Origin of the sequence: Nocardia xishanensis NBRC 101358 (assembly GCF_001613365.1) — a bacterium.
Taxonomy (GTDB): Bacteria; Actinomycetota; Actinomycetes; order Mycobacteriales; family Mycobacteriaceae; genus Nocardia; species Nocardia xishanensis.
This window is the reverse complement of sequence record NZ_BDCF01000063.1, coordinates 21,847-39,654: the sequence shown is the minus strand read 5'-3', so window position 1 is coordinate 39,654 and position 17,808 is coordinate 21,847. Positions and strand designations below refer to the sequence as shown.

14 protein-coding genes are annotated in these 17,808 nt (G+C 70.3%); 8 read left to right on the top strand and 6 right to left on the bottom strand.

Translation table 11 applies throughout. From position 1 onward, the window contains the following. The coding region (locus NX1_RS31505) for a UrvD/REP family ATP-dependent DNA helicase (protein ID WP_169812321.1) at positions 1 to 2,329 on the top strand (2,329 nt) is incomplete at its 5' end. Continuing rightward, a complete protein-coding gene (locus NX1_RS31500; protein ID WP_084501896.1) occupies positions 2,326 to 5,913 on the top strand; it encodes an ATP-dependent helicase in 3,588 nt (1,195 codons plus the stop codon). The genes NX1_RS31505 and NX1_RS31500, both read left to right, overlap by 4 nt. An 85-nt stretch (positions 5,914 to 5,998) precedes the next feature. Here NX1_RS31500 and NX1_RS31495 read toward each other — a convergent pair whose 3' ends face one another. Next, positions 5,999 to 6,397, bottom strand: a complete 399-nt coding sequence (locus NX1_RS31495; protein WP_068067592.1) for a DoxX family protein — start codon at positions 6,395 to 6,397, stop codon at positions 5,999 to 6,001. A gap of 142 nt (positions 6,398 to 6,539) precedes the next feature. Between NX1_RS31495 and NX1_RS31490 the strand changes: the two genes are divergently transcribed. Continuing rightward, positions 6,540 to 7,604: a potassium channel family protein gene (locus tag NX1_RS31490; protein WP_068067589.1), complete on the top strand. Its 1,065-nt coding sequence runs from the start codon at positions 6,540 to 6,542 to the stop codon at positions 7,602 to 7,604. A 25-nt stretch (positions 7,605 to 7,629) separates the two neighbouring features. Beyond that, positions 7,630 to 8,529, top strand: coding sequence for an NAD(+) diphosphatase (gene nudC / locus NX1_RS31485; protein WP_068067584.1), 900 nt, complete (start codon positions 7,630 to 7,632; stop codon positions 8,527 to 8,529). 3 nt (positions 8,530 to 8,532) lie between these two features. On the opposite strand, the gene NX1_RS31480 is transcribed toward nudC, so the two are convergent. Further along, entirely contained in the window at positions 8,533 to 8,763 is a 231-nt protein-coding gene (locus NX1_RS31480) for a mycoredoxin (RefSeq protein ID WP_068067601.1), read from the bottom strand. A 143-nt stretch (positions 8,764 to 8,906) separates the two neighbouring features. Between NX1_RS31480 and NX1_RS31475 the strand changes: the two genes are divergently transcribed. The 3 genes from NX1_RS31475 to NX1_RS31470 all read left to right on the top strand — a co-directional run bounded on the left by NX1_RS31475 (position 8,907) and on the right by NX1_RS31470 (position 11,985). Next, positions 8,907 to 11,060: an ATP-dependent DNA helicase UvrD2 gene (locus tag NX1_RS31475; RefSeq protein WP_068067581.1), complete on the top strand. Its 2,154-nt coding sequence runs from the start codon at positions 8,907 to 8,909 to the stop codon at positions 11,058 to 11,060. 140 nt (positions 11,061 to 11,200) lie between these two features. Then, a complete protein-coding gene (locus tag NX1_RS36680) occupies positions 11,201 to 11,554 on the top strand; it encodes a hypothetical protein (protein ID WP_157120265.1) in 354 nt (117 codons plus the stop codon). A 140-nt stretch (positions 11,555 to 11,694) separates the two neighbouring features. Continuing rightward, complete coding sequence (locus NX1_RS31470) at positions 11,695 to 11,985, top strand: WhiB family transcriptional regulator (protein WP_068067598.1); 291 nt, start codon at positions 11,695 to 11,697, stop codon at positions 11,983 to 11,985. Between the two features lie 147 nt (positions 11,986 to 12,132). On the opposite strand, the gene NX1_RS31465 is transcribed toward NX1_RS31470, so the two are convergent. The 3 genes from NX1_RS31465 to NX1_RS31455 form a co-directional block, all read right to left on the bottom strand. Next, positions 12,133 to 13,512 carry an ABC1 kinase family protein gene (locus NX1_RS31465; RefSeq protein WP_068067578.1) on the bottom strand — a complete coding sequence of 460 codons (1,380 nt, stop codon included), beginning with the start codon at positions 13,510 to 13,512 and terminating at the stop codon, positions 12,133 to 12,135. Between the two features lie 21 nt (positions 13,513 to 13,533). After that, positions 13,534 to 14,400: a hypothetical protein gene (locus tag NX1_RS31460; RefSeq protein WP_068067595.1), complete on the bottom strand. Its 867-nt coding sequence runs from the start codon at positions 14,398 to 14,400 to the stop codon at positions 13,534 to 13,536. A 95-nt stretch (positions 14,401 to 14,495) separates the two neighbouring features. Beyond that, the gene (locus tag NX1_RS31455; protein ID WP_068067575.1) at positions 14,496 to 15,905 is read right to left on the bottom strand and encodes a zinc-dependent metalloprotease; all 1,410 of its coding nucleotides are present in this window, start codon (positions 15,903 to 15,905) and stop codon (positions 14,496 to 14,498) included. A 162-nt stretch (positions 15,906 to 16,067) separates the two neighbouring features. Here NX1_RS31455 and NX1_RS31450 point away from each other — a divergent pair, with 162 nt between their 5' ends. Continuing rightward, a complete protein-coding gene (locus NX1_RS31450; protein ID WP_218024211.1) occupies positions 16,068 to 17,093 on the top strand; it encodes a YlbL family protein in 1,026 nt (341 codons plus the stop codon). Here NX1_RS31450 and NX1_RS31445 read toward each other — a convergent pair whose 3' ends face one another. Beyond that, complete coding sequence (locus NX1_RS31445) at positions 17,094 to 17,684, bottom strand: PPA1309 family protein (RefSeq protein ID WP_068067569.1); 591 nt, start codon at positions 17,682 to 17,684, stop codon at positions 17,094 to 17,096. Between the last annotated feature and the right edge of the window lie 124 nt (positions 17,685 to 17,808).

Below are 17,808 nucleotides of genomic sequence, written 5' to 3'. Positions count from 1 at the left end.
CGGCGCGGCCTGGATGCTGCTCGCGTTGCGCGCGCTGCTCGCGGGCGAACGGTCGCGTCGGGCGGGGGAGACGATGTTCTCCGCCGAGGACGCCCTCGATCTGCTCTCCGGACCGCTGGGCGGCGCGGACCAGATCAGCCTTCGGCGCTTGCGCCGCGGTGTTCGGCGCGCGGTGCTGGAGGTGGAACGCAGGGCGGCGAAGAAGGACGGAGGGCAGGCATGGGCCGAGGTGCCGGCATCGGATGACGTGCCGCCGCTGGACGACACGCCGCCGCTGGACGACGCCGAATCCGACTGGAGCCCATCCGAACCCGAGTGGACGGCCGTCGACTCCGACTGGGTCGTCAGCGAATCCGAGTGGCGGGAAGCCGATCTCGAGTGGGGCTTGGAGGTCGCCGAGCACGCCGACGACGGCTACGCGCCGAGCCGTCCCGGCGACGAGCGTCCGAACAACAGCAGGAAAGCGGGGAACGGAACCGTCCTTGCCGATGCCGGTGGCGACGAAGCCCTCGGTGACGCCGGACGTCCGCTGCTCGAGCAGTCGTCGGCCGAGGTACTGCGCGATCTGCTCGTCGGCATCGGCGATCGGGCGATACTCGACCGTCTCACCGATGTCGAGGCCGCGCCGCTGCACCGTGTGCTCGACGCCTTGGACCGCGGCCGCAAGGCGCGCAGACGGGCCTCCGGCCTGGAGGACGTGCTGTGGACGCTGTGGACCGCTTCCCGCCTGGAACGGCGCTGGGTCGCCCAGTCCGAACGCGGCGGCGCGGTCGGCATGCAGGCCGACCGCGACCTCGACGCCGCCGTCGGGCTGTTCGACGCCGCGGCGGCCTATGTCGACCGTATTCCACGGGCCGGCATCGAGGGCTTCGTGGAATATCTTCTCCAGCAGGAGATTCCGCAGGACACCGCGCCGCTGACCGCGCCGGGGGACGCCGTCGCCCTGATCAGCGCGCACGCCGCGGCGGGCCGGGAGTGGGACGTGGTCGCGGTCGCGGGCGTGCAGGAGGGTATCTGGCCCAATCCGCGGCCGCGCGGCACCCTGCTGCACACCGAGGATCTGGTCGATCTCAGCGCGGGCATCGGTCTGGTCGGCGAATCGGTCAGCCGCGCCGCCCCGATCCTGGCCGAGGAGCGCAGGCTGTTGCTCGTCGCGTGCAGCAGGGCGAGGCGCTCGCTGCTGGTGACCGCGGTCGAATCCGCTTCGGGCGAACGGGATCTGGTGCCATCCCGCTTCCTGTCCGAGCTGCTCGGGCACGACGACGACACCGAGCCCGGCGCACTGCCGGTCGCCGATCCAGGTCGCGCGCTCGTCATGCATTCGCTGGTGGCCGAGTTGCGCGGCGTGGTCTGCGACGCCGAGGCCGACCCGGAGCGCCGCCGCAGGGCCGCGCACCAGCTGGCCAGGTTGGCGCACGCCGGGGTGCGTGGCACGCATCCCGAGGAGTGGTACGGCACCGCCGAACTCAGTTCGGCGCGCCCGTTGTGGGACGACGAGGAGACCGCGGTCGCGTTGTCGCCGTCCACCGTGGAACTGCTGCGCACCTGCCCGCTGCGCTGGGCGCTGGAACGGCACGGCGGCACCGACGGCGACAATCCGCACGCCGTCAAGGGCAATCTGGTGCACACCCTGGTGCAGGCGCTGGCGGGCAAGGTGCCAGAGGCGCAGGTGCGAGCGGCGCTCGACCGGGCGTGGCGGGCCATCGATCCCGGCACCGGCTGGCATTCCCGCCAGGAGCTGCGGCGCACCGAGGCGATGCTGGAGACGTTCATGGCCTGGGTGCGCAACACCCGGGGCGAGCTCACCCAGGCCGGTGTCGAGGTGCCCGTCGACTGTGTGCTGCCGCCGCGCGGCGACGACGAACCGCCGGTGCGCATCAAGGGCCGGGTGGACCGGCTGGAGCGAGATGCGATGGGCCGCTTCGTGATCGTCGACGTGAAGACCGGCAAGACCCCCATCAGCAAGCAGGCCGCCGCCGACCACGCGCAGCTGGCCACCTACCAGGTCGCCGCCGCGCTCGGCGCTCTCGACGGATCGAACTCCGCCGAGAGCGGCGAGGCGCCAATGGAATCCGGGTCCGTCGGCGAGCCGGGCGGTGCCCGTCTCATCTACGTGGCCAAGCCGAGCAGCAAAGAGGGCGCCACCCAGCGCATGCAGGAGCCGCTCGATCCCGAGGCGCTCGACAGGTGGCGAACGACGATCCACGACGCCGCCGCGTCCACCCGCGGCCCGAGCTATCTCGCCATGCGCAACGACGGCTGCCGTCATTGCGCGGTGGCGGGCAGTTGTCCGGTGCAGGACACCGGAAGGCAGGTGACCGACGAGTGAGTCACCCCGCCGTGACGCCTCAGCGGATCGCCGAGGCGCTCGGCCTGCCACCCCCGACCGATGAACAAGCCGCGGTGATCGCCGCCCCGCTCGGACCAACGCTGGTGGTCGCGGGCGCGGGCGCGGGCAAAACCGAGACGATGGCCGCGCGCGTGGTGTGGATGGTGGCCAATCGGCTGGTACTGCCCGATCAGGTACTAGGCCTGACCTTCACGCGAAAAGCCGCCCAGCAGTTGACCGCTCGCATTCGCACGCGGCTGGCGCGGCTGGCGGGTTCGCCGCTGCTGCGCGAGCTGGACGCGTCGGGGGAGCTGCGCGCGCAGCTCTCCGGTGCCGAGCCCGAGATCAGCACCTACCACTCCTACGCCGGGCGGCTGCTCACCGAACACGGACTGCTGCTTCCGGTGGAGCCGTCGGCGACGCTGCTCACCCAGACCCAGCTGTGGCAGCTCGCGCACCAAGTGGTGCGGACATGGGACGGTGACCTGGACACCGACCGCACCCCGGTCTCGGTCACCGAGGCGGTGCTCGCGCTCTCCGGTCAGCTCGCCGAACACCTGGTGGAGGCTGAACAACTCGCCGAGGCGCACACCGAGCTGGAGAAGCTCGTGCACACCCTGCCCGCCGGTCCACGGCAGCGTGGCGGGCCGAGCCAGGCGCTGCTGTCCATCGTGCAGGTGCAGCGCGAACGAGTCGCGCTGTTGCCGCTGGTCCAGCAGTTGGCTGCGGCGCTGCGGCGCCGCGGCGCACTGGATTTCGGCGCCCAGATGTCGCTGGCCGCGCGGCTCGCGGCCGAGCATCAGGAGGTGGCCACCGCGGAGCGAGGGCGCTTCCGGCTGGTGCTGCTCGACGAGTACCAGGACACCGGCCACGCCCAGCGCATCCTGCTTGCCGCGCTGTTCGGCGGCGAGGCGACGCCGACGCGCGACGAATCGGCCAGCGCCGCAAGACGTTTGGCGGTGACCGCGGTCGGCGATCCGATGCAGTCCATCTACGGCTGGCGCGGCGCGTCCGCGGCCAACCTGCCCCGCTTCGCCACCGACTTCCCACTGTCGGCCGGCGTGCCCGCGCCGATCCTGCCGCTGCTCACCAGCTGGCGCAATCCGCCCGAAGCCCTCGCCCTCGCCAATCTGGTCGCCGAGCCGCTGCGCCGCACCGCGCTCGACGCGGGCGGCGTCACCGTCGACGCACTGCGCGCCAAGCCGAACGCGGAACCCGGCGTGGTCGCGGTGGCGCTGACCGAAACCGTCGCCGACGAAAGGGATTGGGTCGCCGAGCGGATCGCCGCCGAATGGTCGGCGCGGCATGCCGCCGGAGAGCCGCCGCCTACTTCGGCGATCTTGGTGCGCCGCAACGCCGATGCCGCACCGATCGCGGAAGCGCTTCGCGGCCAAGGGCTTCCGGTGGAGATCGTCGGCCTCGGCGGTCTGCTCGCCACGCCGGAGGTTGCCGACATCGTCGCCACCCTGCGGCTGATCGCCGAACCCGCCGCGGGCAGCGCGGCCGTGCGTGTGCTCACCGGTGCCCGCTGGCGCATCGGTGTCGCCGACCTCGCCGCGCTGGCCCGCCGCGCCAGGGAGCTGTCCATCAGCAGACTGTCGGGCGGCGAGACCGACGAGATCACCGACGGCGCCGCGCTCGCCGCCGCGTTGCGCGAGGTGGCCCCGGAACCGGCCGAACAGGCCGGACTGGCCGACGCGATCGCCGATCCCGGTCCGCGGGAGAACTATTCGGCCTCGGGCTACACCCGCATCGAAGCGCTCGGCCGGGAACTCGCCGCCCTGCGGGAACGCAGCGGCCAGCCGCTCGTCGAGCTGGTGTCCGATGTGGAGCGCACCATCGGCGTCGGCGTCGAGACCCAGGCGCGCCGCGCCATGGCCGGTACCGGAGCAGGCCGCGAACACCTGGACGCGTTCGCCGAGGTGGTGGCCGGCTACGCCGCCGACACCGGCGCCTCACTGAGCGGCCTGCTCGCCTTCCTCGCCGCCGCCGAGTCGGTCGAGAACGGGCTCGAGCCGGGCGAGGTGGAGGTCGCCAAGGATCGCGTGCAGGTGCTGACGGTGCACGCGGCCAAAGGGCTGGAGTGGGAGATCGTCGCGGTGCCGCACGTGGTGCGCGGGGTGTTCCCCTCCGGCGCCGCCTCGGCGACCTGGCTGGGCGCGCTGGCCGAGCTGCCCACCTCGCTGCGGGGCGACCGCATCCAGGACGACGACGCCGAGGGCGTCCCGGTTCTCGATCTCGCGGATCTGTACGACCGGGCCGATCTGGAGGCCGCCATCAAGGCGCACAAGTCGGCGCTCGACCGCAGGCGCCTCGACGAGGAGCGGCGGCTGTTCTACGTCGCGCTCACCAGAACCGAACGGGTGCTGCTGGTTTCGGCGCATCACTGGGCCGAGACCGGTTCCACGCCGAAGGGGGCGTCGGATTTCCTGCTGGAACTGAAGAACGCGAGCGAGTCGGCCGACGGGCCCGCGTTCGGCGTGCTCGACGTCGTCAGGTGGGACGATCCGCCCGAGGTCGACGCGGTCAACCCGTTCACCGACAATCCGGCGACCGCCGAGTGGCCGCGCGACCCGCTCGGGCCCCGGCGCGATCCAATCGAGCAGGGCGCCGCCCTCGTCCGCTCCGCGCTGGCAGATCTGCGCGCCCAGCCCGCCGACGCGAGGGCGACGGCGGGAACGCCCGCCACGGGTGCGCGGCCCGCCGGACCCGCGCCGAGCACGGAACCGCCCGCGGAACCGGACGCCCTGTTCTCGGTCGACGAACTCCTTACACCGACCGATGATTTCGCTCCGTTCCCCGACGACTTCGAGCCGCCGCCGGACGAGTTCGTCCCAGAGGAACAAGCCGCCGACCCGGACGATCCGGAGGGCTGGGCCGCCGACGTGGACGCCCTGCTCGCCGAGCACGAGGCGGGCCTCGCCGCGGCCCAAGAGGTGGAACTGCCCGGCCAGATCCCGGCCACCGCCCTGGTGGAGATGCGCGCCGATCCGGCGAAACTGGCTCGGCGCCTGCGTCGTCCGCTGCCGTATCCGCCGAATCCGCTGGCCAGGCGCGGTACCGCGTTCCACGCCTGGGTGCAGCGCTGGTTCGCGGGCACCCGGCTGCTCGGGCTGGATGAACTTCCTGGCGCGGGCGAACCCGATCCGCACGACGCGAGCGTCGACGCCGAACTCGCCAGGATGCAGGACGCGTTCCTGAATTCGCCGTGGGCGCAACGAAGCCCGCTCGATGTGGAGGTTCCCTTCGAGACCTCGATCGCGGGGACCGTGATTCGCGGCCGGATGGACGCGGTGTTCGCCGAGCCGGGCGGCGGCTGGACGGTGGTCGACTGGAAGACCGGCGCAGAGCCAGGTCCAGCCGACGAACCGGCCGTGGCCATGCAGCTGGCCATCTACCGGCTGGCCTGGGCCCGCCTGATGGCAGCGAGGCACGGCGGCACGGAACGCGAGATGCTGGAAAAGATCGGCGCCGCTTTCCATTACGTGCGCTCGGGACGCACCATCGCGCCCGCCGAACTGCCCGGACCCGAGGAACTGGCCGCGCTGATCCGCTCGGCCGCGCCCACCAGACAGGACGACTGAAGCGAAACTTCAACTCCTGTCAAATACTTCAGCTCCGGCGGGATACCTCAGCTTCTGCGGGATACCTCAGCTCCGGCGCGATACCTCAGCTCCGGCCCGATACTTTCAGCGCCGTGGTGACCAGCGGGATCTGCAACAGCAGCCGGAGCACGGAACCGATCTTCAGCACCGGCGAAGCCTTCTCGCTGCGCGTCACGTCGAGGGCCATCTGCACGTTCGCCGGGAAGACGGCGACGAACACCAACGCCGCGAGCCGTCCGCCGACGCGTCTGGTGCGCGGCACCGCGAGCGTGGCGGCCACGCCCAGCTCGGCGACGCCCGAGGCATAGGTGTAGTCGCGCGCCCGGCCGGGTAGCGCCCTGGGCACGATGGAGTCGAAGAACTTGGGCCTCGCGAAGTGCATGACCCCACTGCCGAAGAGCAGGGCCGCCAGCAACAGCGCGGGCCGCCTGCCGGCGCCGGTGATCGGTCGAATGTTTGCCATGAGTGCACACCCTGACATTCCTCGAGTGTTCGCGTCGAGTCCGGGTGGCGCGACGGCGACCCGGTAGGCTCCCGTGCTGTGCCGGAGGGAGAGACAGTGCCGGAGATAGACCGCGCGGCGAACGGGCGGGCAGGTGAGAGCGATGCTCGGTGATTTCGGAGACCGCGCGGGAAGAGTCGGCTTGTCGACTCGTCCCGACTTCGCCCTCGTCGGTCTCCTGCGTATTCCCGAAACGCAGATCAGCCCGTGGGTCTCGCTGAGCCGCAGGATCGCGTTCGCCATCGCATTGCTGTTCACCGCGGCGCTGGTGGTGTATCTCGGGCGGGCGGGCTACCGCGACAACACCGGTGACGAACTGTCCTTCCTCGACGCGTTCTATTACGCGACGGTGTCCCTGTCGACCACCGGCTACGGCGACATCACCCCGGCCTCTCCCGAGGCGCGGCTGGTGAACATCGTCATCATCACCCCGTTGCGCATCCTCTTTCTCATCGTGCTCGTCGGTACCACCATTGGTGTGCTGACCGAACGATCCCGTCAGGCATTCAAGATTCAGCGTTGGAGGCGCAGCGTGCGTAATCACACCGTGGTCGTCGGATACGGCACGAAGGGGCGCACCGCCATCGACGCCATGCTCGGCGACGGCGTGCAGGCCGCCGAGATCGTGGTGGTCGACACCGACACGATCGCGCTGGAGGCGGCCGCGAACGCGGGCCTGGTGACCGTACATGGTTCGGCCACCCAGTCCGACGTGCTGCGGCTGGCCAGCGTGCAGAACGCGGCATCGGTGATCGTCGCGGCCAATCGGGACGACACCGCGGTGCTGGTCACCCTGACCGCCCGCGAGCTCAACAAGAAGGCCAAGATCGTGGTCGCCATCCGCGAGGCCGAGAACACCCACTTGCTGCGCCAGTCCGGCGCGGACTCGGTGGTGGTGTCCTCGGAGACCGCGGGCCGTCTGCTCGGCATCGCCACCACCACGCCGACCGTGGTGGAGATGATGGAAGACCTGCTCACTCCGGAACAGGGTTTCGCGGTGGCCGAGCGCGACGTCGAGGCGAGCGAGATCGGTGGCTCGCCAAGGCATCTCAGCGACATCGTGCTCGGCGTGGTGCGCGACGGCGAGCTGATCCGCGTCGGCGAGCCGGAAGTGGACGCGATCGAGGCGGGCGACAAGCTGCTCTACATCCGGCGGGCGGCGAAGTGACCCCGTTCGGAAGTAATCTCGAAGCGTGTCTTTTCAGCTGAACGCCATTCCCCTGCTGTCCCGTGCCGCGGTCGACCGCGCCGAGGAGATCCGCGCGGACGAGAACGCGCTGAAGGAGGGGTGGGCAAAGGCCGGGCTACTCCGCGTGAACCGCCGCGGCCAGGTGCGCTTCGAGAGCGGCGCGCTGGTACTGGACGCGGCCGCCGAACTGTCCGCGGAGCCGAGCCCGGCGGCGGTGTTCCTCGGCGTCGGCGACGGCAGGCACCTGTGGGCGGTGCGTGACGACGAATTGAGCGGCGCGCTCACCGACCTGCGCGTCGTCGCCGGCGAGCTGGACGATTTCACCGCGGGCCTGCTCTCCACCGCCATGGCCCTGCTGAACTGGCACGACAAGTCCGCCTTCAGCGCGTACGACGGCACGACCACCGCGTCGATCAAGGGTGGTTGGTCGCGGGTCACCGAGACCGGGCACGAGGAATTCCCACGCATCGACCCGGCGGTCATCTGCCTGATCCACGACGGCGGTGAGCGGGTGCTGCTCGCGCGCCAGCACGCCTGGCCCAAGATGCTGTTCTCGCTGCTCGCCGGATTCGTCGAAGCGGGCGAGTCGCTGGAGCGCTGTGTGGCGCGCGAGATGCGCGAGGAGGTCGGTCTCGACGTCCGCGACATCCACTACCTGGGCAGTCAGCCGTGGCCGTTCCCGAGGTCGCTGATGCTCGGATTCGCCGCCGTCGCCGACCCGGAACAGCCGCTGACCTTCTCCGACGGCGAGATCGCCGAGGCGCACTGGTTCACCAGGGCCGAAGTACGCGAGGCGCTCGCCGCCGGAGACTGGTCGGGCCAGCGGGAAGGCGCGCGACTGCTGCTTCCCGGTTCCATCTCGATCGCGCGCACGATCGTCGAATCGTGGGCGGCGCTGGACTGAGCGTCAGGCCAGGGCGGCGAGAGCCTGCTTGACGGCGGCGAGCGACGGATTGGTCGCCGTCGAGCCGTCCGCGAACTTCACCGTCGGCACCACGTGGTTGCCGTTGTTGACGCTACCGACGAACTCGGCCGAGGCCGGGTCCTGCTCGATATCGATCTCTACATAGCTGATACCCGACTCGTCCAGCTGCTTCTTCAGCCTGCGGCAGTAGCCGCACCAAGTGGTCGAGTACATGGTCAGAACGGGGTTCACGTCAGTCACGGAACCATTCAACACTCTATGACCGCGTCCTGTTCCGTAGTGGCGCGCGCCACTACGCGGGGCTGTCGTCGTCCCGGGCCGACAGGCGCGGCGGCCGGTTGTCGGCCCCGGCTGTCATGATGGTGGCCGTGCCCGCCTCTGACCTCGACGCCCTGGATCCCGAACAGGCCGCCGCCGTCCGGGCGCCGCGCGGTCCGGTCTGCGTGCTCGCCGGTGCGGGCACCGGAAAGACAAGGACCATCACGCACCGGATCGCGCACCTGGTGTCGGCGGGACACGTCAAGCCGGACCAAGTGCTCGCGGTCACCTTCACCGCGCGCGCCGCGGGCGAACTGCGCGCCCGGCTGCGCGGACTCGGCCTCGCGGGGGAGGCGAAGCAGGTGCAGGCCCGCACCTTTCACGCCGCGGCGCTGCGCCAGTTGAAGTACTTCTGGCCGCAGGTCGTCGGCGACGTGCCATGGCGATTGCTGGACAACAAGTTCGCGGTGGTCGCGCAGGCGGCGCACCGGGCGGGGCTGAGCACCGCGACCGACAGCGTCCGTGACCTGCTCGGCGAGATCGAATGGGCCAAGTCCACGCTGCTCGCGCCGGAGGACTACCCCGCGGCGGTGGCCAGACAGCATCGCGAGCCGCCGTACGACCCGGCGCGGGTGGCCGAGGTCTACGCGGGGTACGAGTCGCTGAAGACCTCGGCGGAGGGACTGCTGCTCGATTTCGACGATCTGCTCCTGCACACCGCGGCCGCGCTGGAGGACTATCCGGCCGTCGCGGACGAATTCCGCGGTCGCTACCGGAGTTTCGTCGTCGACGAGTACCAGGACGTCACGCCTTTGCAGCAGCGGGTGCTCGACGCCTGGCTCGGCGAGCGCGACGACCTGACCGTCGTCGGCGACGCGAACCAGACGATCTACTCGTTCACCGGCGCCACCCCGGGCTACCTGCTCGACTTCTCCCGGCGTTTCCCGGACGCGACGGTGGTGCGGCTGGAGCGCGACTACCGGTCGACCCCGCAGGTGGTCTCGCTGGCCAACCGGGTGATCGGCGCCGCGCGCGGCCGCATCGCGGGCACCAGACTCCAGCTGATCGGTCAGCGCCCGGACGGTCCGGAGCCGGAGTTCACCGAGTACGACGACGCCCCCGCCGAGGCCACCGGGGTGGCCGGCGCGATCAAGCGGCTGATCGCGGCGGGCACCCCCGCGGCGGAGATCGCGGTGCTCTACCGCGTCAACGCCCAATCCGAGGCTTATGAGCAGGCGCTCACCGAGCGTGGCATTCCGTATCAGGTGCGCGGCGGCGAGGGCTTCTTCCAGCGCGCCGAGGTCAGGCAGGCCGTGCAGGCGTTGCGCCAGGCCGCGGCCCGCGACGACCTGCCCGATCAGTCCCGCCGCGGAAAGGCGCTGGTCACCCTCGTCAAGGCCGTGCTCGCGCCGGTCGGCCTCACTGCGGACGAGCCCGCGGGCGCGCAGGCGAGAGAGCGGTGGTCGTCGCTGGTCGCGCTGGTGCGGCTGACCGAGGAATTGGTCGAGCACGACGCGGAGCTCGAGCTGTCCGGCCTGCTGCGCGAGCTCGCCGCGCGCACGGAGGCGAGGCACCCACCGACAGTGCAGGGCGTCACCTTGGCTTCGCTGCACGCGGCCAAGGGGCTGGAGTGGGACGCGGTCTTCCTGGTCGGGCTCGCCGACGGCACGCTGCCGATCGCCCACGCGCTCGCCGACGACGGCTCGGTCGGCGATCAGGCCGCGCTCGAAGAGGAACGCAGGCTGCTCTACGTGGGCGTGACCAGGGCGCGCGAGCACCTGCGGCTGTCATGGGCGCTGTCGCGCGGGGAGGGCAGCAGGCGCACCCGCCGCCGTTCCCGCTTCCTCAACGGCCTGGTACCCGACGATTCGCCCGCGTCGCGGATCGCGGCGTCGACCGGCAAACCCGAGAACGGCGGGATACGCCCGTCCTGCCGGGTCTGCGCCAAGCCGCTGATCGGCACCTACGCCACCATGCTCGGCCGTTGCCGCCGCTGCCCCGCGGAACTGGACTCGGCGCTGCTGGAGGCGCTGAAAGAGTGGCGCGCGGAAAAGGCCGAGGCACTGCGGGTCCGGGAGTTCGTGGTGTTCACCGACACCACGCTCACGGCGATCGCCGAGCAACTGCCCGCCGACGACCGTGCGCTGGAGGCGATCCCGGGCATCGGGGCGAAGAAGATCGTCGACTACGGAGCAGACGTACTCGCCATCGTCGCGTCGCGTGTCCGCTCGACATCACAAAACCGCAGGTAGAAAATAGGTTGTCGGTTTCGCCGACATTGCTTATGGTTGGAATCACGCACCGGGAGGGCATTCCGGCGCGCAGAGTTTCGGACAACTCGGTTCGATACCAGACAGTTTCGGCACAACGAGTACAGGAGGGAGGCAGACCAATGAACGGCATCAACAACTTCGACGCCATCGGCGTTGCGGGCAATACGTCCATGTCAGCCTCCCGGGGGATCCTCGCCTTGCAGGGGATCGGTCTGTCCTCGGCAGGAGTGTGCGGATTCGGTACGCCGGTGAAGATTTCGCCGGCGCTTCGCCAAGTTCACACCCTTCTCCAGGGCAAGCCCAGCGGGGGCTGGCACCCGACCGCCAATGCGGCAGTCGGCGTTATCGCGCGCGAAGCCGGCTATGAGCCGGCGGCCGAGCCCATGGCAGACATCGATCTGCGGGCAGCACGCCTCCGCACCGCACACCCAGCGACCGTGATCAGGAATCGACACAGGTGTCGACCTAGGTAGGGGACCCACCCCAGACCTCCTGGCCACGGCTCGCGAGAAGCGAAACCGTGGCCAGTACTTTTAAGCGGCCCTTCAGCCGTTTGCCACCGGTTTCGTGGACAACTAACGAACCGCTGCAGAACGAACTGAAGGAGAACGACGTGTTCCCCGCAGAGAGCTGGCCGCAGGCCACCGCTGTCACCCGGGAGGTCACCAGGGTCCTGCCCTGCCGAGCCGGAGATCCCGATCTCTGGTTCGCGGAGAGCCCGGTCCAGTTGGAACAGGCCAAGGCGCTGTGCGCGTCCTGCCCGATCCGCAAGGGCTGCCTGAGCGCGGCCATCGATCGGCGCGAGCCTTGGGGCGTGTGGGGCGGTGAGATCTTCGACCAGGGTGTCGTGATCGCCCGCAAGCGCCCGCGTGGTCGTCCGCGCAAGGTCGCGGTCCCGGCATGAGAGCCGGGCCGCGGCCTCACCTCCCTCCGGTCGCTGAGGCCCAACCGTCCGATCCGGACCCGAGCAGGGCCCAGGAACGAGAAAGCAGACGAGCCGCTCACCTCGAGATCAGGTGGGCGGCTCGTTTGCGTTGTGGAGGAGTATCTTTCAGCTTGCCGAGCGTTCGTCGCGCAGGCCGGGCAACCAGGTGGCAGCCAGCTGCATGAACGGTATCTCGGCGTCGAGCTGGGCGAGAATGCCCACCGAACCGCCGAGCACCCGGAAGATCATCACGTGCTCGGCCGGAAGTTGCAGTGCCCGTGCGGTTTTCATCTCCGAGCTGGTGAAGTCGGTCGCCTTGCCCGCGACACGCTGCATCCACCGGCGGGTGAAGTGGAACGAATCGGTCTTGATCGGATCGGAGAACGGGCGCAGGTAGTCCGCGATCTCGCGATGGGTGATCGTGCGGCCGGGGATGACCCACCCGTTGTCGTACATCAATTGGGTGAGCCCGTCGTAGTCCTCCTCGACGGCCATCGACAGCATCCGCCCGAGGATCTCGGGGAAACCATTGGGCAGCGGCGCGCACGCGCCGAAATCGATCACGGCCAGCCTGCCGTCGGCCAGCATCATGAAATTGCCCGGATGCGGATCGGCGTGCAGCAGGCCGACGGTCTCGGGCGAGGAGAAGTGGAAGCGGCCCATCAGCAGCGCGACCCGGTTGCGCAGGGCCAGGGTGCTCCCCGGGTCCGCGGCGCCCGCCTTGATGATCTGCGAGACCGGGGTCCCCTCGAGCCATTCGGTGACGATCACCTTCGGCGCGGAGGCCACCACCTTCGGCACCACCAGCTCGGGATGACCGTCGAAGGCCTTGGCGAAGGCGCGCTGGTTCGCCGCCTCGTTGCGGTAGTCCAGTTCCTCCTCGGTGCGCTCGGTGATCTCTGCCAGGATCGGCTTGACGTCCGCGCCGGGGATCACCGAGGAGATCAGGCCGGTCATCCGCGACAGCGTCTTGAGATCGGCGCGCAGCGCCTCGTCGGCGCCGGGGTACTGCACCTTCACCGCGACGGTGCGACCGTCCGACCACACCGCCTTGTGCACCTGTCCGATGCTGGCGGACGCGGACGGAGAGTCCTCGAAGGAATGGAAGCGCTGCCGCCACTGGGTGCCCAGCTGCTGATCGAGCACCCGGTGTACCGCCTCGGCGGGCATCGGCGGGGCGGCGGCCTGCAACTTCGTCAGCGCGTCGCGGTAGTGCTCGCCGAACTCCTCGGGAACCGCGGCCTCCATCACACTCAGCGCCTGGCCGAACTTCATAGCGCCGCCCTTGAGCTCCCCGAGCACGGTGAACAGCTGTTCGGCAGCCTTCTGGTTCAGTTGAGCGTTGATCTCCCCCTTGTCACCACCCGCGAGTCGTTTTCCGAAGCCCACGGCGGCCCGTCCGGCGATCCCCAGCGGAATCTTGGCTAACTTGGCGTTGCGGGACGAGCTACGGCGCACGATCTCAGACACCACCCCATCATGCCGACGCACCCCGACCTTTGCCATGGCAATCGGAAGTTTTCGATCTCACGTTGCGCTCGCCGCGCCGATCGTGCGACAACCACACGCCGCGTGTGGCGCCCAGTACCTTCGCTGCAGCAGGTGCGAATCGATGTCCAACTCGAGCGTGGCGTCCAGGGTGGCGGGCGGCCTGCGCGGCGAGCAGTCCAGGATCGCCTCGAGTTCGCCGAGGGCGAGCGCCGCTGTCGCGGCGATGGCGGCGGGGGAGGCGTGACCGACCCTGCCTAGCAACTGGGCGGCGAGATGCGGCCAGTCGGCGTCGTAGTCGACCCGCGTCAGATCGGCGCAGCGCAGGCAGCTCGTCTCGCCGGGTAGCACCAGCGGGCCGACGATGCCGCGGCCGTCTCGGATCCGTACCGAGAGATGCGGGATGCGTTGCAGCACAAGCTCACTCGTCAGCCGTGGATCGGTTACCACGGTGTCGGCGAGCACCACCAGGTCGGGTGCGCGCCTGCCCGCATGCCGAACCTCGGGAGCGTTCCCGCGCGATCGCTCGGGACGGATGCCGACCCGGCGCAGCCCCGCCGAGATCGCGTCCGAGAGCGGTCCGAGCCCGTGCACGCGTACCGCGAGGATCGGACCAGGACGCTCCCGTGGCTGTACCAGCAGACCGGCGGCATCGATCTCGTCCAGCAGCGCACCGGCTCGTTCGGCGGCGATGCCGCTGCGGCCCGCCTGCCACAGGATCTGCGGCCGGGTGCGCAAACCGTCGAGCAGGCGCAGGAAGCCGAGCACGGTCTGGGTGTCCAGATCGGGCGGGTCGAGGAGCAGGGCGCGTTCCGGATCCCAGCCGAGCTGGACCACCCCGGAGGGGCGAACCAGGATCGTCATCCGGGGATGCAGCATCGGGCCGTGCGGGCGCAACGTGGTCATGGCCAGCAGTATGCGCAACGCCGCAACCCCGAACGGCCGGGAATCCTGTCGTTATCCACAGGAATCCGCGCTGTTCACAGGGCAAATATCGAGGACTAGCCCTTGTCCTTGCCCAGGTCGGGCGTGTCCAGTCCGTCGCCGCCCTCGCGGTCGGCCTCGGCACGCTCGCGCGCCTCGGTCTCGGCCAGCTGCGCCAGCGGATCGTCGAACGCGGCCGCGCCGCCGCCGATGACCGAGTCGATGAAGCCGGCGGGGGAGTCCAGGTCCTCGGAGTTGGGCAGCAGATCCGGGTGCGCCCACACACCGTCGCGGGCGTCCACCCCAGCGTCGGTGGTCAGCCGCCGCCAGAGCTGCGCGGCCTCGCGCAGCTTGCGCGGCCGCAGCTCCAGACCGACCAGGGTGGCGAAGGTCTGCTCGGCGGGTCCGCCGGTGGCGCGGCGGCGGCGCAGCGTCTCGGCCAGCGCGCCCGCGCCGGGGAGCCGCTCGCCGACCGCGTCGGCCACCACGACCTGCACCCAGCCCTCGATCAGGGCGAGCAGCGTCTCCAGTCGTTCCAGCGCCTGCTTCTGTTCGGGCGTGGTCTGCGGTTCGAACGTGCCCTGCGCCAAGATCTCCTCGAGCTTCGACGGGTCGGTCAGCGACATCGGGTCGATGCCCTGCGCCGCCTGCTCGAGTGCGGAGAAGTCCATCTTGATACCGCGCGCGTAGTCCTCCACCGCCCCGAGCACCTGGGGACGCAGCCACGGCACGTGCGCGAACAGCCGCTGGTGGGCCGCCTCTCGCGCCGCGAGGAAGACCAGGATCTCGCTCTCCGGCTGCTCGAGGCCCGCGCTGAACTCCGAGATCGCGGCGGGCAGCAGCGCGCCGGTGCCGCTCGGACCGAGCGGCAGACCGATATCGGTGGAGGTCAGCACCTCCTTGGCCAGCTGGCCGAGCGCCTGGCCGAGCTGCGAGCCGAAGGCGAGACCGCCCATCTGGCCGAGCATGCCGACCATCGGCGCGGCGAACTCCCTCGCCTCCTCAGGTAGCTGCGCGGTCCACATGCCCGAGATCTGCTCGGCCACCGGATCGCACAACCGCTTCCAGGTGGACAGCGTCTCCTCGATCCAGTCGTTGGCCGTCCACGCCACCGTCCTCGCCGCACCCGCGGGCAGCGTCGTCGCGCCGTCCAACCAGAGTTCGGCCAGGTGCGCTGCGTCGGCGACCGCCTTCTTGGCGCCCGCCGAGACGGGTGTCACGCTCGCGCCGAGCTGCTGGCGGGCAAGCCGCTTGGCGACGTCGTAGTTGACCGGACCCGAAGCCGCGCCGCCGGGTTGCCCCATGCCGCTGAGCATTTGGCCGAGCGAGGTCAGCATCTGGCCGAGCTGCGCGGGATCGAACCCGCCCGCGCCGCCGCCGATCGGGAACCCGAACGGATTGTTCGCCTCGGGACCGTTCGGCTCTTCGCCGCGCTTGCGCGCGTCATCGTCGTCACGGTTCGAGAATCCGAACGGGAAGTCAGTCATGCCTCTAACGTTACGCGCGGACAATCGGCGCGTGACCATGGGCGGGCCGCCCCTGGCCGCTCGAGCTCGCATTACGCGGACAGCGAACGACCGGGTGGCGCGCGGCAGCGGATTCCGCGCCTGCGCCGTCCAGCGCCAGGGGAGATCACTATGGTGGGCGGGGTGAACCGTCGGATCCTCACCCTCCTTGCCGCGCTAATTCCGGTGCTCGTGCTCGGTGTCATCGGCACCGTGGTCAAGGTGCCGTACGTCGCGCTCGGACCCGGGCCAACCTTCGACACGCTCGGCGAGGTCGAGGGCAAGCAGGTCGTCGACGTCGTCGGCGCGGAGCTCGACCCCACCTCGGGTCACCTGAACATGACGACGGTCGCGGTGCGCGACGGCCTGAACCTGTTCGAGGCGTTCGGCTTCTGGGTGAGCGGCCAGCACGGTCTCGTCCCGCGCGCCGAGGTCTACCCGCCCGGCGTGCCGCGTGAGGAGATCGACAAGTCCAATCAGCAGGAGTTCAAGGATTCCGAGGGCAATGCCGAGGTCGCGGCGCTGCACTATCTGAATCTGCCGACCGTGGTGCTGATCCGGAAGGTCGGCGACGACGCCCCCGCCAAAGATGTGCTGCGGCCCGGTGATCAACTCGTGAGCGTCAACGGCGCGCCGATCGCGACCCCGAAAGACCTGGTGTCCGCGGTGTCCTCGCAGCCGCCTGGCAGCCAGCTGACCGTGGTGTTCCGCCGCGACAACGCCGAGCAGACCGCAACCATCACGCTCGGCGCGCGCCCGGACGATCCGGCCAAGGGCTACCTCGGCGTCACCCCGGGCGAGGGCGCGCTGCCGCCCATGCAGGTCACCTTCAACCTGGCCGATATCGGCGGTCCGTCGGCGGGCCTGATGTTCAGCCTCGCCCTGATCGACAAGCTGAGCCCCGGATACCTGGACGGCGGCAAGTTCGTGGCGGGTACCGGCACCATCGATCAGGACGGCGCGGTCGGCCCGATCGGCGGCATCCAATACAAGATGATGGCCGCGCGCGACGCGGGCGCCGAGACGTTCCTGGTCCCCGCGGCCAACTGCAACGAGGCCAGGCAGCGCACGCCGGAGGGCCTGCGCCTGGTCAAGGTGGAGACCCTGGACAGTGCGGTGCGGTCGCTCAACGCGCTGAACGCGGGCGCCGATGCGCCCAGCTGCGGCTGATCACTCCAAGGTGTGGTGCAGCGCCTCGATGAGGTTCGGCGCCAGGTTGGGGTAGGTCCGCAGGTCCAGGTCGCCGAAATCGTCCTCGTCGTCCTGCGGGCGGATCTGCAGCAGCGACAGCGACGCGCCATCGCGCAGCACGGCGGCGAACAGCCGAGCCTCCCGCCGCTCCGGGTGTGCCGCGGCGGCCGCGCGTGCCGCGGCGTCGGCGGCATCGTGGTCGGCGAGCAGCGGGGCGAGCGCGTCGTCGAGGGTGCTCTCGGCGTCCGGCGGCAGTACCACGATCTCCTGCACGAGCACGCAACCCCGCACGGCGGGCGGCCAACTCGTGGTGGCAAGGAATTCGTCGAGCGCCATCGAACCGCCCGTGATGTCGTCGGGCAGCGGTTCCTGCGCGATCGGTGTGAGCTCGTCGCCCTGATCGATCTGATCGAGCAGCCCGGGTTCGGCCGCGACCAGATCGGCGGTCGGCACCAGCGCGAACATCTGCGGCGGACGCCCCCAGCCCTCGGCGTCGGCGAACTCCGCGACCTCACGGACGGCGCGGGACAGGACAAGCTCGGCGTGCAGATCGGCGTTCACGGTGGACATCCTCGCATCACCGCAACCGGCGTTTCGGCGAAGCCGCCGAAATCGCTTCCGCCGAGCTCGCCGAGGCCACACACGACGGTGCGATGTCCGTTTCCGTAGAGTGGGCGCCAGACGGTCCGCGAGG

Excerpts from the sequence above, each read along its gene's own strand:
- NX1_RS31465 (WP_068067578.1), bottom strand. The coding sequence starts at position 13,512 with ATGGCAAAGGTCGGGGTGCGTCGGCATGATGGGGTGGTGTCTGAGATC.
- NX1_RS31445 (WP_068067569.1), bottom strand. The coding sequence starts at position 17,684 with ATGTCCACCGTGAACGCCGATCTGCACGCCGAGCTTGTCCTGTCCCGC.
- NX1_RS31475 (WP_068067581.1), top strand. The coding sequence starts at position 8,907 with ATGATGGTGGCCGTGCCCGCCTCTGACCTCGACGCCCTGGATCCCGAA.
- NX1_RS31495 (WP_068067592.1), bottom strand. The coding sequence starts at position 6,397 with ATGGCAAACATTCGACCGATCACCGGCGCCGGCAGGCGGCCCGCGCTG.
- NX1_RS31460 (WP_068067595.1), bottom strand. The coding sequence starts at position 14,400 with ATGACCACGTTGCGCCCGCACGGCCCGATGCTGCATCCCCGGATGACG.
- NX1_RS31490 (WP_068067589.1), top strand. The coding sequence starts at position 6,540 with ATGCTCGGTGATTTCGGAGACCGCGCGGGAAGAGTCGGCTTGTCGACT.
- NX1_RS36680 (WP_157120265.1), top strand. The coding sequence starts at position 11,201 with ATGAACGGCATCAACAACTTCGACGCCATCGGCGTTGCGGGCAATACG.
- NX1_RS31455 (WP_068067575.1), bottom strand. The coding sequence starts at position 15,905 with ATGACTGACTTCCCGTTCGGATTCTCGAACCGTGACGACGATGACGCG.
- NX1_RS31480 (WP_068067601.1), bottom strand. The coding sequence starts at position 8,763 with ATGTACTCGACCACTTGGTGCGGCTACTGCCGCAGGCTGAAGAAGCAG.